19 protein-coding genes and 1 pseudogene are annotated in these 25,432 nt (G+C 73.4%); 14 read left to right on the top strand and 6 right to left on the bottom strand.

Going from position 1 to position 25,432, the window contains the following annotated elements; all coding sequences use genetic code 11:
* Positions 1-147: 147 nt before the first annotated feature.
* The 7 genes from ABGB16_RS13680 to ABGB16_RS13650 all read left to right on the top strand — a co-directional run bounded on the left by ABGB16_RS13680 (position 148) and on the right by ABGB16_RS13650 (position 8,240).
* Positions 148-1,479, top strand: coding sequence for a cytochrome P450 (locus tag ABGB16_RS13680; protein ID WP_347668458.1), 1,332 nt, complete (start codon positions 148-150; stop codon positions 1,477-1,479).
* Entirely contained in the window at positions 1,476-2,390 is a 915-nt protein-coding gene (locus ABGB16_RS13675) for a terpene synthase family protein (RefSeq protein WP_347668397.1), read from the top strand. Before ABGB16_RS13680 ends, ABGB16_RS13675 begins: the two co-directional genes overlap by 4 nt.
* Complete coding sequence (locus ABGB16_RS13670; protein ID WP_347668396.1) at positions 2,387-4,108, top strand: prenyltransferase/squalene oxidase repeat-containing protein; 1,722 nt, start codon at positions 2,387-2,389, stop codon at positions 4,106-4,108. The genes ABGB16_RS13675 and ABGB16_RS13670 overlap by 4 nt, the downstream gene beginning before the upstream one ends.
* A 97-nt stretch (positions 4,109-4,205) precedes the next feature.
* Positions 4,206-6,746, top strand: a complete 2,541-nt coding sequence (locus tag ABGB16_RS13665; RefSeq protein ID WP_347668395.1) for a nitrate- and nitrite sensing domain-containing protein — start codon at positions 4,206-4,208, stop codon at positions 6,744-6,746.
* A gap of 88 nt (positions 6,747-6,834) precedes the next feature.
* Positions 6,835-7,254 carry a roadblock/LC7 domain-containing protein gene (locus ABGB16_RS13660; RefSeq protein ID WP_347668394.1) on the top strand — a complete coding sequence of 140 codons (420 nt, stop codon included), beginning with the start codon at positions 6,835-6,837 and terminating at the stop codon, positions 7,252-7,254.
* A 4-nt stretch (positions 7,255-7,258) separates the two neighbouring features.
* Positions 7,259-7,645 (top strand): DUF742 domain-containing protein, encoded by a 387-nt coding sequence (locus ABGB16_RS13655; RefSeq protein WP_347668393.1) that lies wholly within the window; start codon positions 7,259-7,261, stop codon positions 7,643-7,645.
* Entirely contained in the window at positions 7,626-8,240 is a 615-nt protein-coding gene (locus ABGB16_RS13650; protein ID WP_347668392.1) for an ATP/GTP-binding protein, read from the top strand. Before ABGB16_RS13655 ends, ABGB16_RS13650 begins: the two co-directional genes overlap by 20 nt.
* Before the next feature lie 65 nt (positions 8,241-8,305).
* On the opposite strand, the gene ABGB16_RS13645 is transcribed toward ABGB16_RS13650, so the two are convergent.
* Entirely contained in the window at positions 8,306-11,191 is a 2,886-nt protein-coding gene (locus ABGB16_RS13645) for an aconitate hydratase (RefSeq protein WP_347668391.1), read from the bottom strand.
* Between the two features lie 161 nt (positions 11,192-11,352).
* On the opposite strand from ABGB16_RS13645, the pseudogene ABGB16_RS13640 reads away from it, so the two are divergent.
* Together ABGB16_RS13640 and ABGB16_RS13635 are read left to right on the top strand one after the other, a co-directional pair.
* Positions 11,353-11,710 (top strand): annotated as a pseudogene (locus tag ABGB16_RS13640) (VOC family protein).
* Positions 11,711-11,901: 191 nt separating this feature from the next.
* Positions 11,902-12,558, top strand: coding sequence for a DedA family protein (locus tag ABGB16_RS13635; protein ID WP_347668390.1), 657 nt, complete (start codon positions 11,902-11,904; stop codon positions 12,556-12,558).
* Positions 12,559-12,627: 69 nt separating this feature from the next.
* Here ABGB16_RS13635 and ABGB16_RS13630 read toward each other — a convergent pair whose 3' ends face one another.
* On the bottom strand, positions 12,628-13,290 hold the full coding sequence (locus ABGB16_RS13630; RefSeq protein WP_347668388.1) for a C39 family peptidase: 663 nt from the start codon (positions 13,288-13,290) through the stop codon (positions 12,628-12,630).
* Positions 13,291-13,604: 314 nt separating this feature from the next.
* Positions 13,605-14,585 (bottom strand): hypothetical protein, encoded by a 981-nt coding sequence (locus tag ABGB16_RS13625; RefSeq protein WP_347668387.1) that lies wholly within the window; start codon positions 14,583-14,585, stop codon positions 13,605-13,607.
* Positions 14,586-14,661: 76 nt separating this feature from the next.
* Between ABGB16_RS13625 and ABGB16_RS13620 the strand changes: the two genes are divergently transcribed.
* Positions 14,662-15,030, top strand: a complete 369-nt coding sequence (locus ABGB16_RS13620) for an ArsC/Spx/MgsR family protein (RefSeq protein WP_347668385.1) — start codon at positions 14,662-14,664, stop codon at positions 15,028-15,030.
* A 68-nt stretch (positions 15,031-15,098) separates the two neighbouring features.
* On the opposite strand, the gene ABGB16_RS13615 is transcribed toward ABGB16_RS13620, so the two are convergent.
* Together ABGB16_RS13615 and ABGB16_RS13610 are read right to left on the bottom strand one after the other, a co-directional pair.
* Entirely contained in the window at positions 15,099-15,614 is a 516-nt protein-coding gene (locus ABGB16_RS13615) for a hypothetical protein (RefSeq protein WP_347668384.1), read from the bottom strand.
* Positions 15,615-15,771: 157 nt separating this feature from the next.
* Complete coding sequence (locus ABGB16_RS13610) at positions 15,772-15,957, bottom strand: hypothetical protein (protein ID WP_347668457.1); 186 nt, start codon at positions 15,955-15,957, stop codon at positions 15,772-15,774.
* Positions 15,958-16,168: 211 nt separating this feature from the next.
* Here ABGB16_RS13610 and ABGB16_RS13605 point away from each other — a divergent pair, with 211 nt between their 5' ends.
* The 4 genes from ABGB16_RS13605 (at position 16,169) to pulA (ending at position 23,834) form a co-directional block, all read left to right on the top strand.
* Positions 16,169-16,858 carry a hypothetical protein gene (locus tag ABGB16_RS13605; protein ID WP_347668383.1) on the top strand — a complete coding sequence of 230 codons (690 nt, stop codon included), beginning with the start codon at positions 16,169-16,171 and terminating at the stop codon, positions 16,856-16,858.
* A 98-nt stretch (positions 16,859-16,956) separates the two neighbouring features.
* Entirely contained in the window at positions 16,957-17,346 is a 390-nt protein-coding gene (locus tag ABGB16_RS13600; RefSeq protein WP_347668382.1) for a hypothetical protein, read from the top strand.
* A 127-nt stretch (positions 17,347-17,473) separates the two neighbouring features.
* Entirely contained in the window at positions 17,474-18,160 is a 687-nt protein-coding gene (locus ABGB16_RS13595; RefSeq protein ID WP_347668381.1) for a cellulose binding domain-containing protein, read from the top strand.
* Between the two features lie 172 nt (positions 18,161-18,332).
* Positions 18,333-23,834: a pullulanase-type alpha-1,6-glucosidase gene (gene pulA / locus ABGB16_RS13590; protein WP_347668380.1), complete on the top strand. Its 5,502-nt coding sequence runs from the start codon at positions 18,333-18,335 to the stop codon at positions 23,832-23,834.
* 220 nt (positions 23,835-24,054) lie between these two features.
* Here pulA and ABGB16_RS13585 read toward each other — a convergent pair whose 3' ends face one another.
* Complete coding sequence (locus tag ABGB16_RS13585) at positions 24,055-25,113, bottom strand: hypothetical protein (protein ID WP_347668379.1); 1,059 nt, start codon at positions 25,111-25,113, stop codon at positions 24,055-24,057.
* Positions 25,114-25,432: the final 319 nt, after the last annotated feature.

Here is a 25,432-nt window from a genome sequence, read left to right as displayed (position 1 = left end):
AGAAGGTGGCCTGCTCGGTGGCATGCTCGGACGGATCTGTGACCTTGCACAGTCGTCTCGCGACGCACCGTCGATCAGGAGAGTTCAGCACAGGTGGGCACCGCGCATACCATCTCGACCGGCACCCGGCGGGCCAGGACCGTCCCGCTGCGCCGGGTCGCGCGCGGCCTGGCGCGTGACCCGGCCCGGGCCCTGGTCGAGTTCGGCGAGCAGGCCGGCGGCGAGGTCGTCCGGCTCCACCTCGGATCGTTCCGCCCGTATCTGGTGAGCGAGCCGGAGCACGTCCAGCAGGTGCTCCGGGACAGGGCGGAGGACTTCGCCCGCACCGGCGACGGCGCGTTCTGGCGGCCGCTCGGTCGGTTGTTCGGCGAGGGCATCCTCGGCGCCGGGGCGGTCTGGGCGGACAGCCGGCGCATCCTGCAGCCGCTGTTCACCGCGAAGCGGATCGAGGCGCTGATGGCCGGGATGGCCGAGACGATCGCCGAGGCGGTGGCCGAGCTGGACGAGCCGGCCCGGGCGGGGCGACCGGTGGACATGCTCGCCGAGCAGGCCCGCATCGTCTGCACCGCCATCATGCGGGCGCTGTTCGCCGACCGCGTCTCGGTCGCCGACGCGCTGCGCATCATGCGGGCCCAGGACGCCATCGCCACCTCGGTGATTCCCCGGTTGCTGATGCCGTTCGTCCCCATGTGGATGCCAGCACCCGGCGACCGGACCTTCCGCGACGCGGTGCGGAGCATCGACGAGATCCTGGTGCCGATCGTCCGCGCGGCGCGGGAGACGGCGGCGGACGGCGACGACATCATCGCCACCCTCTGGCGTGGCCGCACCGCCGACGGCCGGCCGCTGGACGAGCGGCGGGTACGCAACGACACCGTCGCGATGGTCGCGGTGACCACCGAGACGACCATCAACGTGCTGGCCTGGCTCTGGCCGCACCTGAAGCAGTCCCCCGAGATCGCCGCCCGGTTGCAGCAGGAGATCGACGAGGTGGTGGGCGGCGACCGTGTCGGGCCCGAGCACCTGCCCCGGTTGCGCTACACCCGGATGGTGCTCGACGAGCTGGTCCGGCTCTATCCGGTGGGCTGGCTGGAGCCCCGGGAGGCGACGCGGACGACGTCCCTCGGCGGGGTGCGGATCGAGGCCGGGGCGACCCTGCTGGTCAGTCCGCTGATCACGCAGCGGATGGCCCGGCACTGGGAACGCCCGGAGGTCTTCGACCCGGAGCGGTTCGCCCCCGAGCGGGTCCGCGGCCGGCACCGGTACGCGTTCTTCCCCTTCGGCGGCGGCCCGCACCAGTGCCTGGGAATGCACCTGTTCTATCAGGAGGCGCAACTCATCGTGGCGAACCTGCTGAGCCGCTACCGCCTGACGGTGCGCGGCCCGGCGGTGCCCGACGTGCGCCTGGCCGCCGCGCTGCGCCCCGGCAGCCGGGTGCTGCTGGAGTTGCGTCCGGCCGGGTCCCGGGAGGCCGCATGAACGTCGCCACCGGGCTCGCGCCGGTGCTGCCCGACCAGCTGTCCGCCGCCGCCGAGCAGGGCCGGATCTGCGCCCTCGCCGCCAAGGGGCAGCGCGACCTGCAGCGGCAGGCCGCCCGCTACCCGGACCTGTTCGCCGGCCGACCGTTCGACGGCGCACTGTTCAGCAACATCGCCCTGGCCATCGCGTTCGGCGCGCCCTGGTGCACCGCGGAGCAGCTGCGGCTGACCAACCGGGCGGTGCTGTGGGGGTTCGCCCTGGACTGGCAGGTCGACTACCTCGCGAGGTCCCGGGAGGACGTCGACCGGGTGGTCAGCCGCACGCTGGCGGTCGCCGAGGGGGCCAGCCCGGACGCGGACGACCCGCTCGGGCGCCTGCTCGCCGAGCTGCGCGACGAACTGGCCACCGTGCCGGCCTTCGCCGGGCTGGGCGGCGCCTGGCGGGCCGCGGTGCGGCGGACGGTGACGGCCATGGCCCGGGAGTGGGACTGGAAGATCGCCCGGGAGCGGAACGGGGCGGCGCTGCCCGCCTTCGCCGAGTATCTCGACAACGCCGACAACCTCGCCTGCACGGTCGTCAACGTCGCGCACTGGATCTGGACGGGGGACGCGGCGACCCACCGGCACCTCGCCGAGCTGGTGGTCGCCAGCGACGAGGTGCAGCGGGTGCTGCGGCTGGTCAACGACCTGGGCACCCACGAGCGGGACCTCGAATGGGGCGACCTGAACGCCCTGCTGCTGGTCGCCGACCGCGCCGAGGTGGACCGGCGGATCGCCGAACTGGTCGAGCGGTGCACCGACCTGCTGGCCCCGTTGACGGCCAGCTGCCCGGTCCAGGCGGCGTACCTGGCCCGGCAGGTCGGCTTCAGCAGCGGCTTCTACCGGTCGACCGACTTCTGGGGCGAGCGATGACCCTGGTCGGACAGCGCGCCACGGTGGCCGACGCGAGCATCGGCGACCGGTCCGGGCGGGACGAGGTGCCCGTGCCCGGCGGCGACCGCTCGGGGCGTGACCCGACAAGCGACGCCCGGGAACTGGTCGCCGCGATGACCCGTGAGCCGGCCGGGCAGGCCTCGCCGTCGGTCTACGAGACCGGCCGCCTGGTCAGCCTGGCCCCGTGGCTGACCCATCACGTGGAACGCGTGGAGTACCTGCTCGCCGCGCAGCGGCCGGACGGCGCGTGGGGCGGCCCGGAGGGGTACGCGGTGGTGCCGACGCTGAGCGCCGTCGAGGCGCTGCTCACCGCCCTGCGCCGCGGCGACACCGCCTGGCTGCCCGGTGCCCGCGGCCCGGCGTGCCTGGTCCGGGCCGTGGACGCGGGGCTGAGCGCCCTGTACGGGCGGCTGCCCGGTTGGGCCGCGCTGCCGGACCTTCCGGCCACCGACCTGACCGTTCCGGCGCTGGTCGAGGCGGTCAACGGACACCTGGACGTCCTGCGGGCAGACCCCGGTGGCGGCCTGGCCGGCTGGCGCGACGCGCGCCCGTTGCCGCTGCCCACGGGGCTGGACGGCGCCCGGCTCGACCGGGTCCGCGCACTGTTCGCCGCCGGCCGTCCGCTGCCGCAGAAGCTGCTGCACGCGCTGGAGGTCGGCGGCGCCGCGGCGCGGCGCGTCCCCGGGGCCGCCCCGACCGGCCCGGGCGTCGTCGGTGCCTCCCCGGCGGCGACGGCGGCCTGGCTCGGCGTACCCGAACCGGGGGCCGGCAGCGGCGTCGCCGCCGCGGTGTCCTATCTGGAGGAGGCGGCCCGGCGGCAGGGCGGGCCGGTGCCGTGCGCCACCCCGATCACCGTCTTCGAACGTGCCTGGACGCTGAGCATCCTGAGCCGGGCGGGGCTGGCGCCGCCGGTGTCGCCCCTGCTGCTGGCCGGCCTCGTGGCGGCGGTCGGGCCCACCGGTGCCGCCACCGGTCCCGGGCTGCCCGCCGACGCCGACACCACCTCGGTGACCCTGTACGCGTTGGCCCGACTGGGGCACCCCGTCGACCCGTCCACCCTGTGGCGGTACGACACGGGGGAGCACTTCTGCACCTGGCAGGGCGAGGACGGGGAGTCGGTCACCACCAACGCGCACGTGCTCGACGCGTTCGGCTGGCACCTGGCCCACGGCGGGCGGCCCGACCGCCGGCTCGAGGCGGCGACGCGGCGGCTCAGCCGCTGGCTCGCCGACCGGCAGTCGCCCGACGGCGGCTGGTCCGACCGGTGGCACGCCTCGCCGTACTACGCCACCAGTTGTGCGGTGCTCGCCCTGGCCGGCTACGGTCGGGGCCCGCAGGTGGCGGGCACGGTGGCCCGGGCGGCGGCGTGGGTGCTGGCCGGGCAACGCGCCGACGGCTCCTGGGGGCGGTGGGACGGCACGGTCGAGGAGACCGCGTACGCCGTGCAGGTCCTGCACGCCGCCGGCCCCGCCGCGCCGCCGGGCACCGGGCCGGCGCTCGCGCGTGCCAGGCGGTACCTGTCCGTGATGGAGGGTCGGGACGGCGAACCGGCGCTGTGGCACGACAAGGACCTGTACCGACCCGCCGTGATCGTGGGCGCCGCCGTGGCGGCCGCCCGTCATCTCGTCCGCGATCGCGCCGTCCGGGCAGCCGACGACGCCGAAAGTCGGACCGGTCCGTTGATCAGTGCCGCTTGAGTGAACATTCGGACACTGCTAGCGTGCGCGCGTGGTCGATGGTGTACCGACCACATGCGTCCGGCACCCCTTTCGTACACCCGGCCAGGACGGTGTGATGCGTTCCCGCAGTACGAACCTCCGTACCAAAGTCGTCGCCCTGCTCGCGTCGCTCGTCGCGCTCTGGGCCTTCGCGGCGTGGGTGACAGTCCGGGACGGATTCAACCTGCTCGGGGTGCAGACCCTCAACACCGAGGTCTCCGAGCCTGCTGAGCAGCTCCTGCCCCAGTTGCAGCGTGAGCGGCGGACGTCCCTGGCGTACCTCGGCCGGCCGGACGAGGCCCGCCGGGAGGCGCTGGCCGCCGACCGGCGGCGCACCGACGAGCTGGCCGCGGCTTTCCGGGAGTCGGCCAGCGGCTGGCGGGCCGGCATGGCCGCCAGCGACACCCTCGACCAGCGGCTCCGCGCGGTCTACGCGCGCCTGTCCGGGCTCGCGAAGATCCGCTCCCAGGTGGACGCCCGCAGCGCCGACCGCGCGTCCACCCACGCCGCGTACGGCGGGGTGAACCGGTCCATCTTCGACGTCTACCAGGAGCTGGGCGTCCTCGACGACCAGGGGATCGCGGAGGACACCAAGGCGCTCATCGACCTCAACCGCGCCCGCGAGCTGCTCAGCCAGGAGGACGCCCTGCTCACCGGCGTGCTCGCGGCGGGCCGGATGACCGCGGCGGAGCGCGCCCAGCTGACCCAGCTCATCGGCGCGCAGCGGTTCGCAGCCGACCTGGCGGTGAGCCGGCTGCCCGCGGCGGACCGCCAGCGGTACGCGGAGATGCTCGACAGCCCGACGTTCGAGCGCCTGCGGAGCCTGGAGGACGGGATCCTCCAGGGGCGCAGCGGCGACACCCGGCCGATGTTCCAGGCGACGGAGTGGGACGGAGTGGTCGCCCAGGCGCTCGCGCGGTGGAACGACGTGGTGACCGCCGGCGGCGACGACGTGGTGGGGCGAGCCACCCCGGTCGCCATCACCGTGGTCCTCCGGCTGGTGCTCGCCACCGGCCTGGGCCTGCTCGCCGTCATCGCGTCGATCATCGTGTCGATCACCACGGCCCGGGCCATCGTCCGGCAGTTGGAGCGCTTGCGGGAGGCGGCCTTCACGCTGGCCAACGACCGGCTGCCCAGCGTCGTCGAGCGGCTGGGCCACGGCGAGGAGGTCGACGTCGCGACCGAGGCGCCGCCGCTGGAGTTCGGCGACGACGAGGTCGGCCAGGTGGGCAAGGCGTTCAACGTGGTCCAGGAGACCGCGCTGCGTACCGCCGTCGAGCAGGCCGAGCTGCGGCGCAACGTCCGCGAGGTCTTCCTCAGCCTGGCCCGCCGCACCCAGGCCCTGGTGCACCGCCAGCTCACCCTGCTCGACGCCATGGAGCGGCGGGAGCAGGACGCCGAGGAGCTGGAGGACCTGTTCCGGGTCGACCACCTGGCCACCCGGATGCGGCGCAACGCCGAGAACCTGATCGTGCTCTCCGGTTCCACCCCCGGCCGGGCCTGGCGGCGCAGCGTCCCGATGGTCGACGTGGTCCGGGGCGCGGTCGCCGAGGTGGAGGACTACACCCGGGTCAACGTGCTGCCGCTGGGCGCCGTCTCGCTGGCCGGCCGGGCCGTCGGCGACGTCATCCACCTGCTGGCCGAGTTGATCGAAAACGGCCTGTCGTTCTCACCGCCGCACACCACCGTCGAGGTGCGCGGCCAACTGGTGGCCAACGGCTTCGCCGTCGAGATCGAGGACCGGGGCCTCGGGATGAGCGAGGAGGACCTGGCCGCGGCGAACCACCGGATCGTGGACCGCTCCGAGCTGAACCTGGCCAACGCCTCCCGGCTCGGCCTGTACGTCGTCAGCCGGCTGACCGAGCGGCACGGCGTCCGGGTGCAGCTGAAGGAGTCCGCGTACGGCGGCACCACCGCGGTCGTGCTGATCCCGCTGGACCTGGTCGTCGACTCCGACGAGCAGGCCGAGACCCCGGAGGGCCCGGACGGCACGGCACCGGGCGGCCCGGTCGCGGTGGCGCCGCCCGCCCCGGCCGCCGACCAGCCGCCCGGCCGACCGGCCGTCCCTGTCGCGCTGGCGCAGCCTGCGGCGTTGCCCGGCGGCCCGGTCACCACGGCGGACCGGGGGTCCGGCGGGGACGACGCACAACCGGCCCTGCCCACCCGCGCCCGGCCCGGCGCGGCGCCGCGGCTGGCGCCGTCGGACGCCTCGGGGCTGCCGGTACGCACCCGCCGCACCGCGCAGCCCGCGCTGGACGGTCCGACCGTGCCCGGTGGGCTTCCGCTGGCGACGTCCCGGACGCCCGCGGCCGAGGCGGCCGACGGCGGCACGGACGCGCCGGCACCGGCCCCGACGGCGGCGGCCGCGCCCGGCAGGCTGACCGACGCGGGGTTGCCCGTGCGGGTCCGCCAGGCCAACATCGTGCCCGAGTTGCGGGACGATCCGTCGGCGCAGGGGGTGGACGAGGAGGAGGACGGGCTCCGGCCGCCGGAGCAGATCCGCCGGATGATGAGCTCCTACCAGACCGGCACCCGGCGCGGGCGCAGCGACGCGGCGCGGCTGCTGGGCGCGGAGCCCGCCGACGGGCCGGGGGCGGGCGAGCAACAGGCGACGTGAGCGGCGGCGCGGACAGGACGCGCGCCCATGGCGGGACGCTGGTCCCAGACGAGAACGGCGACATCAGCCGGAAAGAAGAGGACGACGAGTGGCGCAGAAGACGGCTTCGAGTGCCGACCTGACGTGGTTGCTGGATGATCTGGTCGGCCGTGTGAAACAGGCTGAGCACGCGGTCGCGCTCTCCACCGACGGCCTGCTGATGGCGTCGTCGCAGGGGTTGAGCCGGGACGACGGCGAGCATCTCGCGGCGATGGCCGCCGGGATCCAGAGCCTGGCCCGGGGCGCGGGCAAGCGGTTCGGTGGCGGGCAGGTGCAGCAGACGATCATCGAGATGCAGTCGTCGTTCCTGTTCGTCACGGCGGCCGGGCGCAACGCCTGCCTCGCCGTGCTGGCCTCCGAGGACGCCGACGTCGGCCTGATCGCGTACGAGATGGCGATGCTGGTCACCCGAGTGGGCAAGTACGTGGCCTCGCCGACCCGGGCTACCGAGCAGCCCGTCGGCGAGTAGCCGGATGACGGTCGCAGGGGAGCCCACGGAGGAGCAGTGGGTTGACGACCACGCCGGGCCCGTGGTCCGCCCGTACGCGGTGACCCGCGGTCGGGCCCGGCCCGTCACCGGCACGTTCGACCTGATCTCCCTGGTGACGGCCACCCGCGCGGAAGCGTCACCGGAGGTCGGGCTGGGCCCCGAGCACCTGGCCATCGTCACGCTGTGCCAGCGGGTCCAGTCCGTGGCCGAGGTCGCCGCGCACCTCGATCTGCCGGTGGGCACGGTCCGGGTCCTGCTCGGGGACCTGGTCGCGCGCGATCTGGTGCAGGTACGCGAGCCGCGGGCGACCGCTGGCCTTCCCGACGACAGCGTTTTCGAGGCGGTTATCAATGGACTTCGGGCACTCTGAGCGGCCGGCCGGCGCCGCGCCGCTGCCCACCGCGATCAAGATCCTCATCGCCGGCGGGTTCGGCGTGGGCAAGACCACCATGGTTGGCGCGGTGAGCGAGACCCGCCCGCTGCGCACGGAGGAGGTGCTGACCGAGTCCGGGGTGGGGATCGACGACCTGTCCGGGGTGGAGGGCAAGGCGACCACCACCGTCGCGATGGACTTCGGCCGGATCACCATCAGCGACGACCTGGTGCTCTACCTGTTCGGCACGCCGGGGCAGGACCGGTTCTGGTTCGTCTGGGACGAGTTGGCGCTCGGCGCGCTCGGCGCCGTGGTGCTCGCCGACACCCGGCGGCTGGCCGACTGCTTTCCCTCGATCGACTACTTCGAGGGGCGGGGCACCCCCTTCGTGGTCGCCGTGAACTGCTTCGAGGGCGCCCGGCAGTACCGGTTGGACGAGGTGCAGGCGGCCCTCAACCTGGACTCGGGGGTCCCGGTGATGCTGTGCGACGCGCGGCAGCGGGAGTCGAGCAAGGAGGTGCTGATCACCCTGATGGAGCACGCCATGAAGACCCGCGACGCGCGCCGCCGCGCCGCCAACGGCGGGAAGTAGCCCACACCCGACGCGGGAAGGGGCCCCTGGTCGACGACCAGGGGCCCCTTCCTTCTCCGTCAGCGTCAGCTGGCGATCATGCGGCGCAGCACGTACTGCAGGATGCCGCCGTGGCGGTAGTAGTCCGCCTCACCCGGGGTGTCGATCCGGACGACCGCGTCGAACTCGACGCCGGTGTCGGTGGTGACCTTCACCGTACGGGGGGTGGTGCCGTCGTTCAGCGCGGTCACACCGGTGATCGAGAACGTCTCGGTGCCGGTGAGGCCGAGCGACTCGGCGGTGGTGTCGACGGGGAACTGCAGCGGCAGGACGCCCATGCCGATCAGGTTCGACCGGTGGATGCGCTCGTACGACTCGGCGATGACCGCCTTGACGCCGAGCAGCATGGTGCCCTTGGCCGCCCAGTCGCGCGACGAACCGGAGCCGTACTCCTTGCCGGCCAGGATGACCAGCGGGACGCCCGCCTCCTGGTACGCCATCGAGGCGTCGTAGATCGTGGTCGACTCGCCGGTCAGGTGGTTGACCGTGAAGCCGCCCTCGGGGAGCGGAGCTCCCGCAGCCGGCCCAGTGCCTGGGGTCCGCAGTTGATTGCGCAGCCGGATGTTGGCGAACGTGCCCCGGATCATCACCTCGTGGTTGCCCCGGCGCGAGCCGTACGAGTTGAACTCGTGGCGCGGCACGCCGTGCGCGGCGAGGTACTCGCCGGCCGGGGAGTCGGCCTTGATCGAGCCGGCGGGGGAGATGTGGTCGGTGGTCACCGAGTCACCCAGCTTGGCCAGCACGCGAGCGGGACCGATGTCGGAAACAGGCGCCGGCAGGCGCCCCATGCCCTCGAAGTACGGGGGCTTGCGGACGTAGGTGGACTCGCCGTCCCAGGAGAAGGTGTCGCCGGTCGGCGTGGGCAGGGACTGCCACCGCTCGTCGCCGGCGAACACGTCCTCGTACGCCGCGGCGAACCCGGTGGCGCCGATCGCCGAGGCGATGACGTCCTGGATCTCGGCGCTGTTCGGCCAGATGTCGCGCAGGAAGACGGGGTTGCCCTCGCGGTCCTCGCCGATCGGCTCGTTGGCCAGGTCGATGTCCATCGTGCCGGCGAGCGCGTACGCCACCACCAGCGGCGGGGACGCCAGGTAGTTCATCTTGACGTCCGGGTTGATCCGGCCCTCGAAGTTCCGGTTGCCGGACAGCACCGAGACGACGGCGAGGTCGGCCTCGTTGACGGCGGCGGAGACCTCCTCCGGCAGCGGGCCGGAGTTGCCGATGCAGGTGGTGCAGCCGTAGCCGACCAGGTTGAAGCCGAGCTTCTCCAGGTACGGGGTGAGGCCGGCCCGGTCGTAGTAGTCCATGACGACCTTGGAGCCGGGCGCCAGGGTGGTCTTGACCCACGGCTTGCGGGTCAGGCCCTTGTCCACGGCGTTGCGGGCGAGCAGCGCCGCGCCGATCATGACCTGCGGGTTGGAGGTGTTGGTGCAGGAGGTGATCGCCGCGATCACCACGGCGCCGTGGTCCAGCTCGAACTCGGTGCCGTCGGCGCCGGTGACCCGGATCGGGTTGCTGGCCCGCCCGCCGGAGCCGATCGCGCCGTTGACCAGCTCCCGCGGCTCGTCGGCCGGGTCGGGGACGGTGCCCGCGGCGGGGGAGTCGCTGGCCGGGAAGGACTCGGCGCTGGCCTCGTCGGCGCGGCCCGCCACGCCGTACGGCGGGCTGGTGCGCACGCCGCCGCGGGCGTCGGCGCCGCTGCCGGTCTGGTCGTCGGCCACGTAGTCCGTCAGCGCGGAGCGGAACAGCGTCTTCGCGTTGCCCAGCGGCACCCGGTCCTGCGGGCGCTTCGGGCCGGCCAGGGACGGCTCGATGGTGCCGAGGTCCAGCTCCAGCCGCTCCGAGTACTCCGGCTCGGCGTCCGGGTCGTGCCAGAGGCCCTGCTCCTTGGCGTACGCCTCGACGAGCGCGACCTGCTGCGGGTCGCGGCCGGTCAGCTCCAGGTAGCGCACGGTCTCGGCGTCGATCGGGAAGATCGCCACGGTGGAGCCGTACTCGGGGGACATGTTGCCGATGGTGGCCCGGTTGGCCAGCGGCACCGCGCTCACGCCCGGGCCGTAGAACTCGACGAACTTGCCGACCACGCCGTGCTTGCGCAGCATCTCGGTGATGGTGAGCACGAGGTCGGTGGCGGTGGTGCCGGCCGGCATCTCGCCTGCGAGCTTGAAGCCGACGACCCGCGGAATCAGCATGCTGACCGGCTGGCCGAGCATCGCGGCCTCGGCCTCGATGCCGCCGACGCCCCAGCCCAGCACGCCCAGGCCGTTGACCATCGTGGTGTGCGAGTCGGTGCCGACCACGGTGTCCGGGTACGCCTGGCCGCCCCGCTCCATGACCGTACGGGCCAGGTACTCGATGTTGACCTGGTGCACGATGCCGGTGCCCGGCGGGACGACCTTGAACTCGTTGAACGCGGTCTGGCCCCAGCGCAGGAACTGGTAGCGCTCCTTGTTGCGCCCGTACTCCAGCTCGACGTTGCGCTGGAAGGCGTCCTCACGGCCGAACAGGTCGGCGATGACCGAGTGGTCGATGACCAGCTCGGCCGGGGCCAGCGGGTTGACCTTGGTGGCGTCGCCGCCGAGGTCGCGGACGGCCTCGCGCATGGTGGCCAGGTCGACCACGCACGGTACGCCGGTGAAGTCCTGCATCAGCACCCGCGCCGGGGTGAACTGGATCTCGACGCTCGGGTCGGCGGTCGGGTCCCAGGCACCGAGCTGGCGGATGTGGTCGGCGGTGATGTTCGCGCCGTCCTCCGTCCGCAGCAGGTTTTCCAGCAGGATCTTCAGGCTGTAGGGCAGTCGGTCGTGCCCGTCCACCTTGCTGATCTTGAAAATCTCGTAGCTCGCGTCTCCGACGCGTAGCTGGGTCTTCGCACCGAAGGTGTCGAGGCTCGCCACGTCGTACTCCTTCACACCAGCGACCGTGAGTAGTCCTGAGCAGTGTGTCGCACCGCCGGGGGCCGCGCCCCGGTTAGGTGACACTTACCGCCGATTCTCGTCTTCAACAAAACCGTACGTCCGTCTTGCTATTCGCGCAACCTCGTGCCAGGGTTCGGGACAGGAGATGCATCATCATGATCCATCACGTCCTGCTCGCCTGCCCACGCGGCTCCGAGGCTGCGTCCCGGGCGTTCTACGCCGGCCTGCTCGGGATGGTCGAGAAGCCCAAGCCCCCGGCCCTCGCGGCCCGCGGTGGGTGCTGGTTCACCGGGTACGGGGCGGAGTTGCACCTCGGCGTCGAGGCGGAGTTCACGCCCGCCCGGAAGGCTCACGTCGCCCTGCTCCGGCCGGGACCTGGACGACCTCGCGGCCCGCCTGGCCGCCGCCGGCTACCCCGTGGACTGGGGTGCCGAGGAGGAACTGCCGGGCCTGCGTCGCTTCCACACCGAGGACGCCCACGGCAACCGCCTGGAGTTCCTCGCCCCGGCCTGACGCTCGCGCATCTCTCCGGCCCGCCGGCGCAGCCCGCCGCGCACCGCCACCAGGTCGGCGGAGCGGTGGAGCCGGTGGGTGGCGGCGGCTCCGGGCCGGGCCGGGCCCGGGCGGGTGGTCGGCCGGCGAGGGGACGCGACGGGCCCCGCGCCGGGGGTAGGGTTCGAGGCCGCACCGGAAGGGGGTCGGCCGTGGTCGACGTTCAACACTGGCTCTCCGCGTTGCCCCCGCTCGCGGTCTACCTGATCGTCGCCGGGGTGATCGGTGTCGAGAGCATGGGCATCCCGCTGCCCGGCGAGATCGTGCTGGTCAGCACCGCCCTGCTCGCCGCCACCGGGGTGGTCGAGCCGGAGTGGGTGGCGGGGGCGGCGGCGTTCGGCGCCATCGTCGGCGACTCGGTCGGCTACGCGGTCGGCCGCCGAGGTGGCCGGCCCCTGCTGGAACGCCTCGGCCGGCGCTTCCCCAGGCACCTCGGCCCCGCCCACCTCGCCCGGGCCGAACAGAGCTTCGCGCGCCACGGGGTGTGGGCGGTCTTCTTCGGCCGGTTCGTGGCGCTGCTGCGGATCCTCGCCGGCCCGCTGGCCGGGGCGCTGCGGGTGCCGTACCGGCGGTTCCTGGTGGCGAACGCGGCCGGCGGGCTGCTCTGGGCGTTCGGCACCACGTACCTGCTGTTCACCGTCGGCCGGGCCGCCGAGCACTGGCTCAAGGACATCTCCTGGGCCGGGCTGGCCCTCGCGGTGCTCGCCGGCCTCGGCAGCACCTGGTGGCTGCGCCGCCGGGCCCGCCGGATGTCGGAGGTGCCGGCGGTGCCGGCCGGCGCCGAGCCGGTCCGCGCCGGCACCGACTGACCCGGGTACGCCGAAGGGCCCGGCCCCGTGGTGGGTGGGGTCGGGCCCTTCGTGGTGCTGCCGCCTCGGTCAGGAGGTGGCGCTGTAGCCGCGGGTGGCGATCCAGTCGGCGAGGTTGTCGATGCTCATCTGGTAGGAGGCCTGGTCGGGGTTGGCGGAGTCGGCGATGGTGACGGTGTGGCCGTTGTCGTGGTAGCCGACGATGCTGATGTAGTGGCCGCCTTCGAAGGAGTGGGTGGTGCCGTCGGTGTCGGTGGCGGTGCCGGCGATGTTGGCCACGACTGCCTTGCCGTTGTCGACGGTGCGCACGATGTCGGCGCGCAGGGTGTCGGTCTGCCTGTCGTCGGCCTTGCTGTCGCGGATCTCCACCGACTTGTAGACGTCCTTACCGGTTTCCTTGTTCAGGACGGGGGTGATGTCGTTGATGCTGTTGGTGCCGTCCTCGGTGGTGCCCATTTCCTTGGCCATGGCGTCGACGTCGATGTTCTTGCCCTGGACGGACAGGGCGTTGCGGGTGGCGGCGGGGCCGCAGTAGTAGAAGTTGGGCTGGGCCTGGTAGCGGACGTCGAGTTCCCGCTCGCCGGCCGGCTTACGGTCCGCCCGCACGGCGGCCTGCGCGGCCTTCTCGGCCGGGGTGGCGTGGGCGGCGATGGCGGGTCCGGCGATGCCACCGGCGGTGGCGGCGACACCGGCAACGGTCAGAACGGTCTTACGCAGCAGATCGGTACGCATGATGAGGGAAACCTTTCGTTCGGGGGCGCGCGGCAACGGTGTACGCCAGGGGGAAGGCGTGCTGGCCGCGCGGAAGGAAAGGAAAGAAGTTGGAAGGGCTCGGATCCCGGCGATGGTGTGCTCGGGTGGCCCGGGGGTGTAACGACCGGGGGCGGCGGCTGATTCCCGCGAGGCTCCCGGCGGGACGGGCCCGGGATGACTGCTTCGGGCGTCCGGGGTTGTGTAACGACCGGGCGGCTGGCGGCATTCCGCCGCGTGGCCTGCGGCTACCCGGGCGTGTGGCCCGGATGGTGCAACGACCCGGGGCGGGCGGCTCACTCCGGCGTGACCCCCGCCGACAGCCGGGGGCGAACCGGACATGCCGCCCAGACAGCGGCTGCATGTCGCCGACATGGCGGAGTCCGCCGGGCGTGGATGCCCCCATGTGGGCGACATGGGGTCAACCACCCCGGGAAGAGCCCGAGGCTGGCGGCCGCCGGGGCCCGGTGGGCGCTGCATGTCGCCGACATCGCGGGGTCCGGGCGGGCTGGAAGCCGCCATGTCGGCGCCATGGAGTCGATCGTCACCCGAGGGCGGTCCGGTGTCAGTGAGACCACCGCGTCCCGGGCGGCGCGTACCGCGTCGCGGGACTGGTCGGTGTGGTCCAGGGCGTCGAAACCGTGCCGGCCGTCCGGTACGTGCAGGAGCCGCACGGGGCGTCCCCGCTCGGCCGCCGCCGCGGTGAAGGCGTCGGTCGCGGCCAGGATCGGCGGCGCGTCCCGGCCGGCGCGGGTGAGCACGATCGGCAGGTCGCCGGCGGCGTCGAGCGCCGGCAGCGGCAGGAACCGTTCGTCGACCTCGCCCCAGCCGGGCATCGGGCCGAGCAGGGGATAGGTGGCCGCGATCCCGCGCAGCCAGGAGGGCCGCTCGCGGAGGTAGTCGGCCAGCAGCAGGCCGCCGCCGGAGAAGAACCAGAGCACCAGCCGCTCCGGGTCGACCCGGGGGCCGGCGCGGACGAGCGCGACCGCGTCCGCGACGTCGGCCGCCCCCAACGGGAGGCTCGCCATGTCATGGACGCGGTGGCTGACGACGGCGGCGACCAGGCCCTGCTCGGCGAGCAGGTCGCCGTAGCCCCGGTACAGCAGCCAGTCGCGGGGGTCGGGGGCGCCCGGCGGGAGCGGCACGCCGTGCACCAGCACCACGGCGGGGGACGGGCCGTCGGCCGTGGGAAGGTACAGGTCCACCCGGCCGTGTCGCTCGACCGGCGCGGCCGGCGGGGACAACACGAACGGCGTCTGGTCGAAGGACGTGGCCATGTCATGATCTTAGCGATCAAGGTCGTGTCGAGCCGTCCATGCTGGACCGGTCGGGCGGTCTGCCACCATGGTGGTCATGGAGATCTGGCACAACCCGTCCTGCTCGAAGTGCGCCGGCGCCCGGGCCACCCTCGACGAGGCGCGGGTGCCGTACCGGCTGCGGGCGTACCTGGAGCAGCCGCCGAGCGCGGCGGAACTGGCCGAGGTGCTGCGCCGGCTGGACGCGCGAGCCTGGGACATCTGCCGTACGGGGGAGCCGGCGGCGGTCGCCCAGGGCATGGCCGACTGGCCGCGGGACGACGCCAGCGAGCCCCGGTGGATCGCGGCGATGGTGGCGCATCCCGAGCTGATCCAGCGGCCGATCCTGCTGCTCGACGACGGTGGCGCGCTGGTCGGGCGTACCCCGGAGGCGCTGGACGAGGCGGTCCGCCGGACGGCGGAGTGACGCGGGTCAGCCGAGGACTGCCGCCCCGATCAGCACGACGACCAGGGCCGCGCCCTGGGCGATGTTGATCAGCAGCAGGGGGCGGCCGGGGTCGGGCGCGTTCCGCCGGCTGCGGCGCGGTCCCGGATGGACGCCCGGCCGGCGCGGAGCGCCCATGACCAGGGGGAGCAGCCCGCCATCACGCCCGCGAAGAGCGCTCCGGCGCCCGACAGGGCCGCCTGGCCCGCGCCGCCGCCGAGCAGCACCGTCAGCCCGAAGCACAGCAGGAGGACGCAGCCGGTCATCGCGTAGAGGCCGGGCCGGCTGGGCGGCAGGTGCCGGTAGATGAGCCCGGCCAGCACGATGGTCCCGCCCGCCGGGACCCATCCCGCGGCGGCCAGCCCCATCGGGTTGCAGCGGTCGGCGGTGCACAGCAGGTCCAGCAGGCCGTCGGTGACGGGCGCGCCGGCCACGAGGCCGGCCCAGATCGCGCCGAGCGACAGCGGCAGCAGGGCGACGACTTCCACCGTGCGTAGCTCCGGCCACGTACGCCGGCTGTCCCTGTCGGACCGGACCCGCCGGCCGCCGTGCTCCCGTCCGCCCACCGCGGCCCCCTTCCGTGGCCCCCGACGGTAGGGCGACCGCGCACATCGGGAGGGCTGCGGCCCGGGCCGCCTGTGCGGGCAGCCGCCGCCGGGCCAGGCCCCGCGGCTCAGGCCCGGTCGACTCCCGGCGGGGTGCGACCGGGCCGGGCCCCGCGGTTCAGGCCCGGTCGTCTCCCGGTGGGGCGGCGCCGCCGGCGGTGGCCGCCGCGTGCCGGTCGCGTAGCCGGGTCCGGATCTCCTCCGGGGTGTACGCCCGCCGCCGCCGCTCGGCCCGGGCCACGACCACCCCGGTCGCGGCGACGCCCGCGAGACCGGCCAGCCCGAGCACCTTCCACCACCGCATCCGCTGCCGCATCGGCCTAGGGTAGACGCTCATGAGCGAGCGCACCGAGCGGACGACCGGGGTGGCGGCATGAGTGAGCGCCGGCGAGCGAATCGTCGACGCAGCTGGAAGGCCGACGCCGAGCGGAGCGAGGTGGTGGCATGAGTGAGCGTCAGCGAGCGAATCATCAAGGCAGTTGGAAGGCCGACGCCGAGCGGAGCGAGGTGGCGGCATGAGTATCAGCCTGGACGAGGCGGTGGAGCTGACCCGTACCGGTGACGTGTGGGTGTTCCGGGGCCGCAGCGTGCCCGACCGGGCCATCCAGTTCACGACGAACAGCCCGGTGAACCACGTGGGCATGGCCGTGGTGCTCGACGACATGCCACCCCTGATGTGGCACGCCGAGCTGGGCCGGTCGCTGCCGGACATGTGGGCGGGCACCCACCAGCGGGGCGTGCAGCTGCACGACCTGCGCGACGCGGTCTGCGTGTGGGCCAACCGGTACGGCCAGCGGGCCTGGTTGCGCCAGCTCGAACCGCCGGCGGACGCGGCGATGGAGGACGCGGTGCTGCGTACGGTCGCCCGCCTCGACGGCACGCCGTTCCCGTCGACCGCCCAGCTCGCCTGGCGCTGGCTGCGCGGCCGGGCGCCCGTCGTACGGCGGCCCGTCGTGCGGCGGCCCGGCGCGCGGCGGGTCGCCGCGTCCAGGGAGGACGGCGGGGTCGGGGTGCGGGACCGGGCACTGGAGACGGCGTACTGCGCCGAGGTGGTCGCGGTGACCTACGAGGCCATGGGGCTGCTGCCCGCGGGTCGCCGGCCGAACTGGTACGACCCGGGGCGGTTCTGGAGCGGCGACGACCTCGGTCTGACCGGGGGCGCCCAGCTCGGCGCGGAGATCGAGGTGCGCGTCCCGCACCGGTGAGCGCCGGCCCGCCGCCCACGGGACCCGCCCGCGCCCCGCCGGCCCGCCGCCCGACGGCGGGGGTTTGCCGAGGCGGCCGGCCGGCAATCACAGTCCTCGTGACAGCCTCCACCGATCTCGACGCGCTGACCGAATTCTTCGACCGGTACGGCGTCGCGTTGACCGCCGGCGACGTGGCCGCCGTCGCCGGATGCTACGCCCTGCCCGGGCTGGTGGTCGCCGACTCGTACAGCTTCTCGTTCGCCTCCCCGGCGGCGGTGGCCTTGTCCTTCGTGGGCGCCGCACCCGACTACACCGAGCACGAGCTGGTCGCGGCGCACGCCGCGATCGAGGACGTGCACCCGTTCTCCCCGCTGCTGACGGAGGTGGCGGTGGAGTGGGAGTTCCTGGACAGCCAGGGGCGGCACGTGCCGGGCGAGCGCTACCGGTACGTGCTGCGCCGCACCGACGAGGGCTTCGTGATCTGTACGGTGATCCGGATCGTCTGATCCGCCGCGGCGGTCCCGGAGGACCGATCGGGCGTACCCTCAGGACGGTCGGTTGATGCCTCGGCACTTTCCGCGAGTGGCCGCCGATCGCTACGCTCTGCGGACGCAGACCGTCGAAGGGGAGGGTATGTCCGGCAGCCGTCGTGTACGACGGACCCCCGACGCGAGCGCCGCGGTCGCCTCCTCGCCCTGGATCATCGTGTCGGTCGGCGTGGTCGTGATGGTGGTGCTCCTGGTCATCGCGATCGGCGCGTACCGGGGGCGGGCGCCGGTCGGGCTGGTGCTGCCCGAGCCGGTGGCCACCGTGGCGCTGCCGACGCCGACGCCGTCGGTGCGCCGCGCCGCGGCGGAGCCGCCCGCACCGCTGGCGGCCCGGTCCACCCCGAGCGCCACGTCGTCGCCCAGCCCCAGCCGGTCCGCCGGGCGCGGCCCGAGCCCCTCGGCCGGCGGGTCGGCGTCGGTCGCGCCGCCGGAGTCGGCGCTGGTCGCTCCGCAGCCCGTCACCGGCACGTACCGGGTGGTCGAGGACTTCAGCCGTTCCTTCATCGGCGAGGTGCTGCTGCGCAACGTCTCGGGCGCGGACCAGGACTGGACGGTCCGGGTGACGGTCCCGGAGGCCAGGCTGGTCACCTCCTGGATCGAGGGCGCCGCGCAGGGCGGGGTCAGCCGCTCGGGCGACACCTGGACGTTCACCAGCGGCGCGCGCCTCGCGCCGGGCGACTCCGTGGCGCTGGTGTTCCAGTACGACCGCACCCGCGCCGGCCGGCCGACGAGCTGCACCGTCGGCGGCGCCGACTGCGCCGGCCTCGGCTGACGGCCGGTCCGCCCCGCGCGTCGCCGAGCCGGCCGTACGCGGCCCTCCACCGTGTTCTGAGCCCCGCTTTTCGCAAGACCGCTGCTTTGTTACGACTTGGTTTGCAAGCTATTGCAGAATGTTTCGGCAAGGGCTAGCGTGCGGGCGGATCACGACCAGAGAGAGGCCGTCGATGAAACCCCCGCCGATGTCCCGCACAGCGTTGCTCGCCTTGGTCTCCACCCTCACCCTCGCCCTCGTCGGCGCCCCCGTCGCGCTGCGTCAGCTCGGCGGTGACGTCACCGACCGCTCCGCCGGCACCGACCCCCTCGCCGCCGCCGGCGCCCGGCAGTGGCGCTCCGAGCCCTCCGCGGATGCCCTGCTCGCCGCCGGCACGAACGCCGGCCGCGCCGAGCAGTTCTACTTCGTCCTGCCCGACCGGTTCGCCAACGGCGACCCGCGCAACGACTCCGGCGGACTGACGGGCGACCGGCTCAGCACCGGCCTCGACCCGAAGGACAAGGGCTTCTACCACGGCGGCGACCTCAAGGGGGTGATGGACCGGCTCGACTACATCCAGGGCCTCGGCACCACCGCCATCTGGCTCGCCCCGGTCTTCAAGAACCGCCCCGTGCAGGGCAGCGGCGACGACGTATCGGCCGGCTACCACGGGTACTGGATCACCGACTTCACCCAGGTCGACCCGCACTTCGGCACCAACGAGGACCTGAAGAAGCTGGTCCGCCAGGCCCACCAGCGGGGCATCAAGGTCTACCTCGACGTGATCGTCAACCACACCGCCGACGTCATCAAGTACGCCGAGAACACGTACACCTACGTGGACAAGAAGACCTCCCCGTACACCGACGCGCAGGGGCGGCCCTTCGAGGACCGCAACTACGCCGACGGCACCCGGGCCTTCCCCGAGGTCGACGCGGAGTCCTTCCCGTACACCCCGACGTTCGCCACCCCCGCCGACGCGAAGGTCAAGGTGCCGGCGTGGCTCAACGACCCCACCATGTACCACAACCGGGGCGACTCGACCTTCGCCGGTGAGAACAGCGAGTACGGCGACTTCTTCGGCCTGGACGACCTGTGGACCGAGCGCCCCGAGGTGGTGCGCGGGATGACGAAGATCTACGGTGACTGGATCGCCGACACGGGCGTCGACGGCTTCCGGCTGGACACCGTCAAGCACTCCAACCTGGAGTTCTGGCCGCAGTTCAGCCAGGGCATCGCGCGGGCCGCCGAGCAGGCCGGCAAGTCCGACTTCTTCATGTTCGGCGAGGTCTACAGCGCCGACCAGGAGGTCACCTCCACCTACGTGCGGCGCGGCGGCCTGCCGGCCACCCTCGACTTCGCCTTCCAGGAGGCCGCGCGCGGCTACAGCGCGGCCGGCGGCTCCGCCAAGGCCCTCGCCGACGTGTACGCCCGCGACGACCTCTACGCCGCCCGCGACACCGACGCCACCCGGCTGACCACCTTCCTCGGCAACCACGACATGGGCCGCATCGGCTCGTTCGTCGCCGCCGCCGGTGGCGACGACGCCAGCCAGCTGCGCCGCGACCAGCTCGCCCACCAGCTGATGTTCCTCACCCGGGGGCAGCCGGTGGTGTACTCCGGCGACGAGCAGGGCTTCACCGGCCCGGGCGGCGACAAGGACGCCCGGCAGGACATGTTCGCCTCGAAGGTGCCCGACTACCTCGACGACGACCTGATCGGCACCGACCGCACCCACGCCGGCGACCAGTACGACACCAGCCACCCGCTGTACCGGACGATCGCCGAGCTGGGCCGCCTGCGCCAGGACCACCCGGCGCTGCGCGACGGCGTCCAGGTCACCCGGTACGCCGCCGACGGCGCCGGCGTCTTCGCCTTCTCCCGGATCGACCCGCGCCAGCGCACCGAGTACGTCGTCGCGGTGAACAACGCCGACAGCGCGCAGACCGTCACCGTGGACACCTGGTCGGCCGGCGCCACCTTCGCCGGCGTCTACGGCGGCTCGGCCACCGCGGCCGCCGGGGCGGACGGCAAACTCACCCTGACCGTGCCGGCGATGTCCGCCGTGGTCCTGCGGGCCGGCGCCCCGATCCCGCACGCCGACGCCGCGCCGTCGATCGCGATCACCACGCCCGCCCCGGACGAGCCGGTGGCCACCCGGGCCGCCGTCACCGCCCAGGTCACCGGCGACCCGCTGGCGACCGTCACCGTAGCCGCCCGGGTGGCGGGCGGGAAGTGGACCCTGCTGGGCAGCGCCCGCCGGGCCCCGTACACGGTGCACCACGACCTGACCGGCCTGGCCGGCGGGACGAAGATCGAGTACAAGGCCGTCGTCTCCGACGGCAAGGGACGCACCGCCACCGCCCGGTCCACCGCCACGGTCGGCACCCCCGCCCAGGGCGCGTCCCGGGAGTGGGCGGTCGTGCACTACCAGCGCCCGGCCGGCGGGTACGCCGACTGGGGCCTGTACACCTGGGGCGACATCGACCCGGCGTACGCCACCCCGTGGCCGCAGGGCCAGCCGTTCGCCGGTGAGGACTCCTTCGGCCGGTTCGCCTGGGTGAAGCTCAAGCCGGGCGCGAAGTCGGTGGGCTTCCTCGTCGTCGACAAGAACGGCAACAAGGACGTCCCGAACGACCGCAGCATCGACGTGACGCAGACCGGCGAGGTCTGGGTCAAGCAGGGCGACCCGACGCTCTACCCGAGCCGGCAGGCCGCCACCGGCGAGCCCGCCCCGCCGGTCGACGAGGGCACCGCCGTCATCCACTACCGCCGGGCCGACAACAACTACGACGGCTGGGGCCTGCACCTCTGGGACGGCGCCGCCAACCCCACCGACTGGTCGAGCCCGCTGCCGCCCGAGCGGATCGACTCCTACGGCGCCGTCTTCCGGGTGCCGCTGTCCGCCGGGGCGACCGGGCTGAGCTACATCATCCACTCCGGCGACGAGAAGGACCTGCCGGAGGACCAGCGGCTGGACTTCGCCGGCGCCGGACGCGAGGTGTGGCTGCTCGCCGGCACCCGGGGTCGGCTGCTGCCCTCGACCTCGTCCGGGGTATCCGGGGACGTGGACATCACCAAGCAGAAGGCGCACTGGATCGACCGCTCCACCGTCGCCTGGCAGACCGGGCCGACCGACGGCAAGACGTACGCCCTGGTGGCCGCCCCGGCCGGCGGGCTGAGCGTCGTCGACGGCGAGCTGTCCGGGACGTACCCGACGCTGCCGCTGCGGGCGCAGCGCAACGGGCTCACCGAGGACCAGCGCGCGGAGTTCCCGCACCTGTGGGCGTACCAGGCATTCACCCTCGACCCCGGTGACCTGGCCAAGGTGCCGGCGGCGCTGCGCGGGCAGCTCGCGGTGACCGAACGGGACGCCGAGGGCGCGCTGCTGAACGCGACCGGCGTGCAGATGCCCGGCGTGCTCGACGACGTCTACTCCGCCGCCACCCGGGCGCGGCTCGGCGCGACCTTCGCCGACGGGGTGCCCACCCTCGCGGTGTGGGCCCCCACCGCGCGGACCGTGGCGCTGCAACTGTTCGACTCGCCGACCGCCGAGCCGCGGACCGTCGCGATGAACCGCGACGACCGCACCGGCGTCTGGTCGGTGCGCGGGCCGCGCAGCTGGGCCGGGAAGTACTACCGGTACCGGATCGAGGCGTGGCAGCCGGCCGCGCAGCGGATCGTCACCGCCGCGGTGACCGACCCGTACTCGGTGGCCCTCGCGCCGAACTCCACGCACACCCAGATCGTCGACCTCGACGACCCGGCCCTCGCCCCGAAGGGCTGGGCGCACCTGCGCAAGCCCGCGGCGGTGCCGCCGTCGAAGGCGCAGATCCAGGAGGTCTCCGTCCGGGACTTCTCCATCGCCGACACCACCGTGCCCGCCGAGCGGCGGGGCACCTACCTCGCCTTCACCGACCCGGCGACCGCCGGCATGACGCACCTGCGGGCGCTCGGCGACGCCGGCGTCACCTACCTGCACCTGCTGCCGGCGTTCGACTTCGCCACCATCCCCGAGCGCCGGGCCGAGCAGCGGCAGCCGGCCTGCGACCTGGCCGCCCTGCCGGCGGACTCCGACCGGCAGCAGGCGTGTGTCGCGGCCGTGGCCGACACCGACGGCTACAACTGGGGGTACGACCCACTGCACTACACCGTGCCGGAGGGCGGCTACGCCGTCGACCCGGCCGGGGCGAAGCGGACCACCGAGTTCCGCCAGATGGTCGCCGGGGTCAACGACGCCGGCCTGCGGGTCGTCATGGACGTGGTCTACAACCACACGTCGGCCTCCGGGACGGACCCGAAGTCGGTGCTCGACCAGATCGTCCCCGGCTACTACCACCGGCTCCTGGAGGACGGCACGGTCGCCAACTCGACCTGCTGCGCCAACACCGCCCCGGAGCACGCCATGATGGGCAAGCTCGTGGTGGACTCCCTGGTCACCTGGGCGCGGCAGTACAAGGTGGACGGGTTCCGGTTCGACCTGATGGGCCACCACCCGAAGGCGAACATCCTGGCCGTGCGGGCCGCGCTCGACAAGCTCACCGTCGACCGCGACGGCGTCGACGGGAAGAAGATCCTGCTGTACGGCGAGGGCTGGAACTTCGGCGAGGTCGCCAACGACGCCCGGTTCGTCCAGGCCACCCAGGCCAACATGGCCGGCACCGGCATCGCCACGTTCAACGACCGGCTCCGCGACGGCGTTCGCGGCGGCGGGCCGTTCGACGGCAACCCGCGGCTGCAGGGCTTCGCCTCCGGGCTGTTCACCGACCCGAACGGCGACCCGGTCAACGGCACCGCCGAGCAGCAGCGGGAGCGGCTGCTGCACCAGCACGACCTGATCAAGGTCGGGCTGACCGGCAACCTGCGCGGCTACCGGTTCACCGACTCGGCCGGACGGCAGGTCACCGGCGCCCAGGTCGACTACAACGGCTCGCCGGCCGGCTACACCGCCGCGCCGGGCGAGGCGGTCACGTACGTCGACGCGCACGACAACGAGATCCTGTACGACGCGCTGGCGTACAAGCTGCCGCAGGACACGCCGGCGGCCGACCGGGCCCGGATGCAGGTGCTCGCGCTGGGCACCACCGCCCTCGGGCAGGGGGCCGGGTTCGTGACGGCCGGCTCGGAGCGGCTGCGGTCCAAGTCGCTGGACCGCAACTCGTACAACTCGGGGGACTGGTTCAACCAGATCCGCTGGGACTGCGCCCAGGGCAACGGTTTCGGCGCCGGCCTGCCGCCCGCCGCCGACAACCAGGACAAGTGGCCGTACGCGAAGCCGCTGCTGGCCGACCCGAGGCTGGTGCCGGACTGCGCGGCGATCGACCTGGCCGACGCCCGGTACGCCGAGCTGCTGCGCATCCGCCGGTCCTCGCCGGTGTTCGGGCTGGCCACGGCCGATCAGGTGCAGCAGCGGGTCGCCTTCCCGCTCTCCGGCACCGCCGAGACCCCGGGCGTGCTCACCATGACCCTCGACGCCCGCGGGCTCGACGGGAAGTGGAAGTCCGTGACGGTCGTCTTCAACGCCACCCCGCAGGCCGCGACCCAGCGGCTGGCCGGGCTGCGCGGGGCGGACGTGGAACTGCACCCGGTCCTGCGGGCCTCCGCCGACCCGGTGCTGCGTACCGCGTCGTTCGATCAGGGCACCGGCACGTTCACCGTGCCGGCCCGCAGCGTGGCGGTCTTCGTGCAGAAGTAGGCCCCTGGTACAGGTCGGCCCCCTTCCGCCCCTGGCGGAGGGGGCCGACCCACGTCCGGGCCCCGGGGCCGTGCGGCCCCACCGGTCGTTGCGGGCCACGCAGAGGCAGGGGGCCGGACGGGACCGGCCCCGCCCGGTGGATCCGTGTGGATCGTTCCCGAGCGGGGCCGGAGAACCCCTGGTCGGCGTCACCGTCCGTGGCTACCGACCGTGCCTGCGATCAGGCGAAGCAGCCGGGGACCTTGCCGGCGCAGTTGCGGGGGTCGTTGTCGGTGATGATGGACTCGTCGTCGACCTTGACCGTGCCGTCGTTGTTGACGACGCCGCCGGCGACGTCGTACGCCTTGTTGGTGTCGTTCGCGGTGTTCTTCTTGACCTTGGTGTCGATGAGGCGGACGGTGCCCCGGTTGTTGAAGATGCCGCCGCCGTTGCCGGCCGTGTTGTTCTCGACCTTGCTGTGTCGCAGGGTGACGATCGCGTCGTTGTCCTTCACCGGCCCCGGGATGAAGTCGGGGTCGCCGTTGAAGATGCCGCCGCCGCGTCGTCCGGCGTTGTTGGCGGTGATGGCGCTGTCGTCGATGGTGGCGCTGCCGCGTTGGTTGTGGTCGCGGTCGTCGCCGTGTTCGTCGTTGTAGGACTTGTCTTTGTCGTTCTTCTTCTTGTTGGTGGCGGTGTTGAAGATGCCGCCGCCGTCGTTGCTGGCTTTGTTGTTTTCGACGGTGACTTTCTTGAGGTGTAGGACGGTGTCCTTGGCGTAGATGCCGCCGCCGCTGTCGCAGGCGGTGTTGTCCTTGATCTCGGCGAAGGAGATGTCGACGAAGCCGTTGTTGGTGTAGATGCCGCCGCCGTTGCCGTTGGCGGTGTTGTGGCTGATGGTGCTCTTGGTGATTTCGACGGTTCCGGTGGCGCGGTTGTCGATGGTGAGTTTGGGTTCGTAGGTGGAGGTCTTGGGCTCGTGGGAGTCCTTGTGCTCCTTGGTGTCGCCGTTGGCGATGCCGCCGCCGTTTGCGCCGGCGGTGTTGTTGGTGATGCGGGATTCCTTGATCTTGAGGACGCCGGTGTTGAAGATGCCGCCGCCGTTGCCCTTGGCGTGGTTGTCCTCGATGGTGGTGCGTTCGAGGACGGTGCGGCCGAAGTTGGCGATGGCGCCGCCGTTGCCGCTGGCGTTGTTGTGGGCGAGTTTGCTGTCTTCCAGGTTCAGGGTGCCGCCGCGCTTGACGAGTACGGCGCCGCCGTCGGCGCCCTCGTCGGGCTTGCTGGACCAGTCCGCACCAGGCATGGTGCCTGGTGCGCCTGGCACGACCCCCGACCCGCCAGGCGCGGTGCCCGGCCCAGCCGGGGCGGTGCCCGACCCAGCCGGTGCGGTGCCCGACCCAGCCGGGGCGGTGCCCGACCCAGCCGGGGCGGTGCCCGGTCCAGCCGGGGCGGTGCCCGGTCCAGCCGGGGCGGTGCCCGGTCCAGTCGGTGCGGTGCCAGGTGCGGCTCCCGCTCCGCCAGGCGCAGTCGCCGGTCCGGCGGGGGCGGTGCCCGGTGCGCCGGCTGTGGCGCCTGGCGCGGTGGGTGTGCCGGCTGTGGCGCCTGGCGCGGTGGGTGTGCCG

Origin of the sequence: Micromonospora sp. B11E3 (assembly GCF_039871625.1) — a bacterium.
In the GTDB taxonomy this organism is placed as follows: Bacteria; Actinomycetota; Actinomycetes; order Mycobacteriales; family Micromonosporaceae; genus Micromonospora.
The sequence above is the reverse complement of the archived record's forward strand: the minus strand, read 5'-3'. Positions and strand labels throughout refer to the sequence as shown.

Coding starts and splice junctions, on each gene's coding strand:
- ABGB16_RS13675 (WP_347668397.1), top strand. CDS start 1,476: ATGAACGTCGCCACCGGGCTCGCGCCGGTGCTGCCCGACCAGCTGTCC.
- ABGB16_RS13670 (WP_347668396.1), top strand. CDS start 2,387: ATGACCCTGGTCGGACAGCGCGCCACGGTGGCCGACGCGAGCATCGGC.
- ABGB16_RS13665 (WP_347668395.1), top strand. CDS start 4,206: ATGCGTTCCCGCAGTACGAACCTCCGTACCAAAGTCGTCGCCCTGCTC.
- ABGB16_RS13655 (WP_347668393.1), top strand. CDS start 7,259: ATGACGGTCGCAGGGGAGCCCACGGAGGAGCAGTGGGTTGACGACCAC.
- ABGB16_RS13650 (WP_347668392.1), top strand. CDS start 7,626: ATGGACTTCGGGCACTCTGAGCGGCCGGCCGGCGCCGCGCCGCTGCCC.
- ABGB16_RS13630 (WP_347668388.1), bottom strand. CDS start 13,290: ATGCGTACCGATCTGCTGCGTAAGACCGTTCTGACCGTTGCCGGTGTC.
- ABGB16_RS13625 (WP_347668387.1), bottom strand. CDS start 14,585: ATGGCCACGTCCTTCGACCAGACGCCGTTCGTGTTGTCCCCGCCGGCC.
- ABGB16_RS13620 (WP_347668385.1), top strand. CDS start 14,662: ATGGAGATCTGGCACAACCCGTCCTGCTCGAAGTGCGCCGGCGCCCGG.
- ABGB16_RS13610 (WP_347668457.1), bottom strand. CDS start 15,957: ATGCGGTGGTGGAAGGTGCTCGGGCTGGCCGGTCTCGCGGGCGTCGCC.
- ABGB16_RS13605 (WP_347668383.1), top strand. CDS start 16,169: ATGAGTATCAGCCTGGACGAGGCGGTGGAGCTGACCCGTACCGGTGAC.
- ABGB16_RS13595 (WP_347668381.1), top strand. CDS start 17,474: ATGTCCGGCAGCCGTCGTGTACGACGGACCCCCGACGCGAGCGCCGCG.
- pulA (WP_347668380.1), top strand. CDS start 18,333: ATGAAACCCCCGCCGATGTCCCGCACAGCGTTGCTCGCCTTGGTCTCC.
- ABGB16_RS13585 (WP_347668379.1), bottom strand. CDS start 25,113: ATGCCTGGTGCGGACTGGTCCAGCAAGCCCGACGAGGGCGCCGACGGC.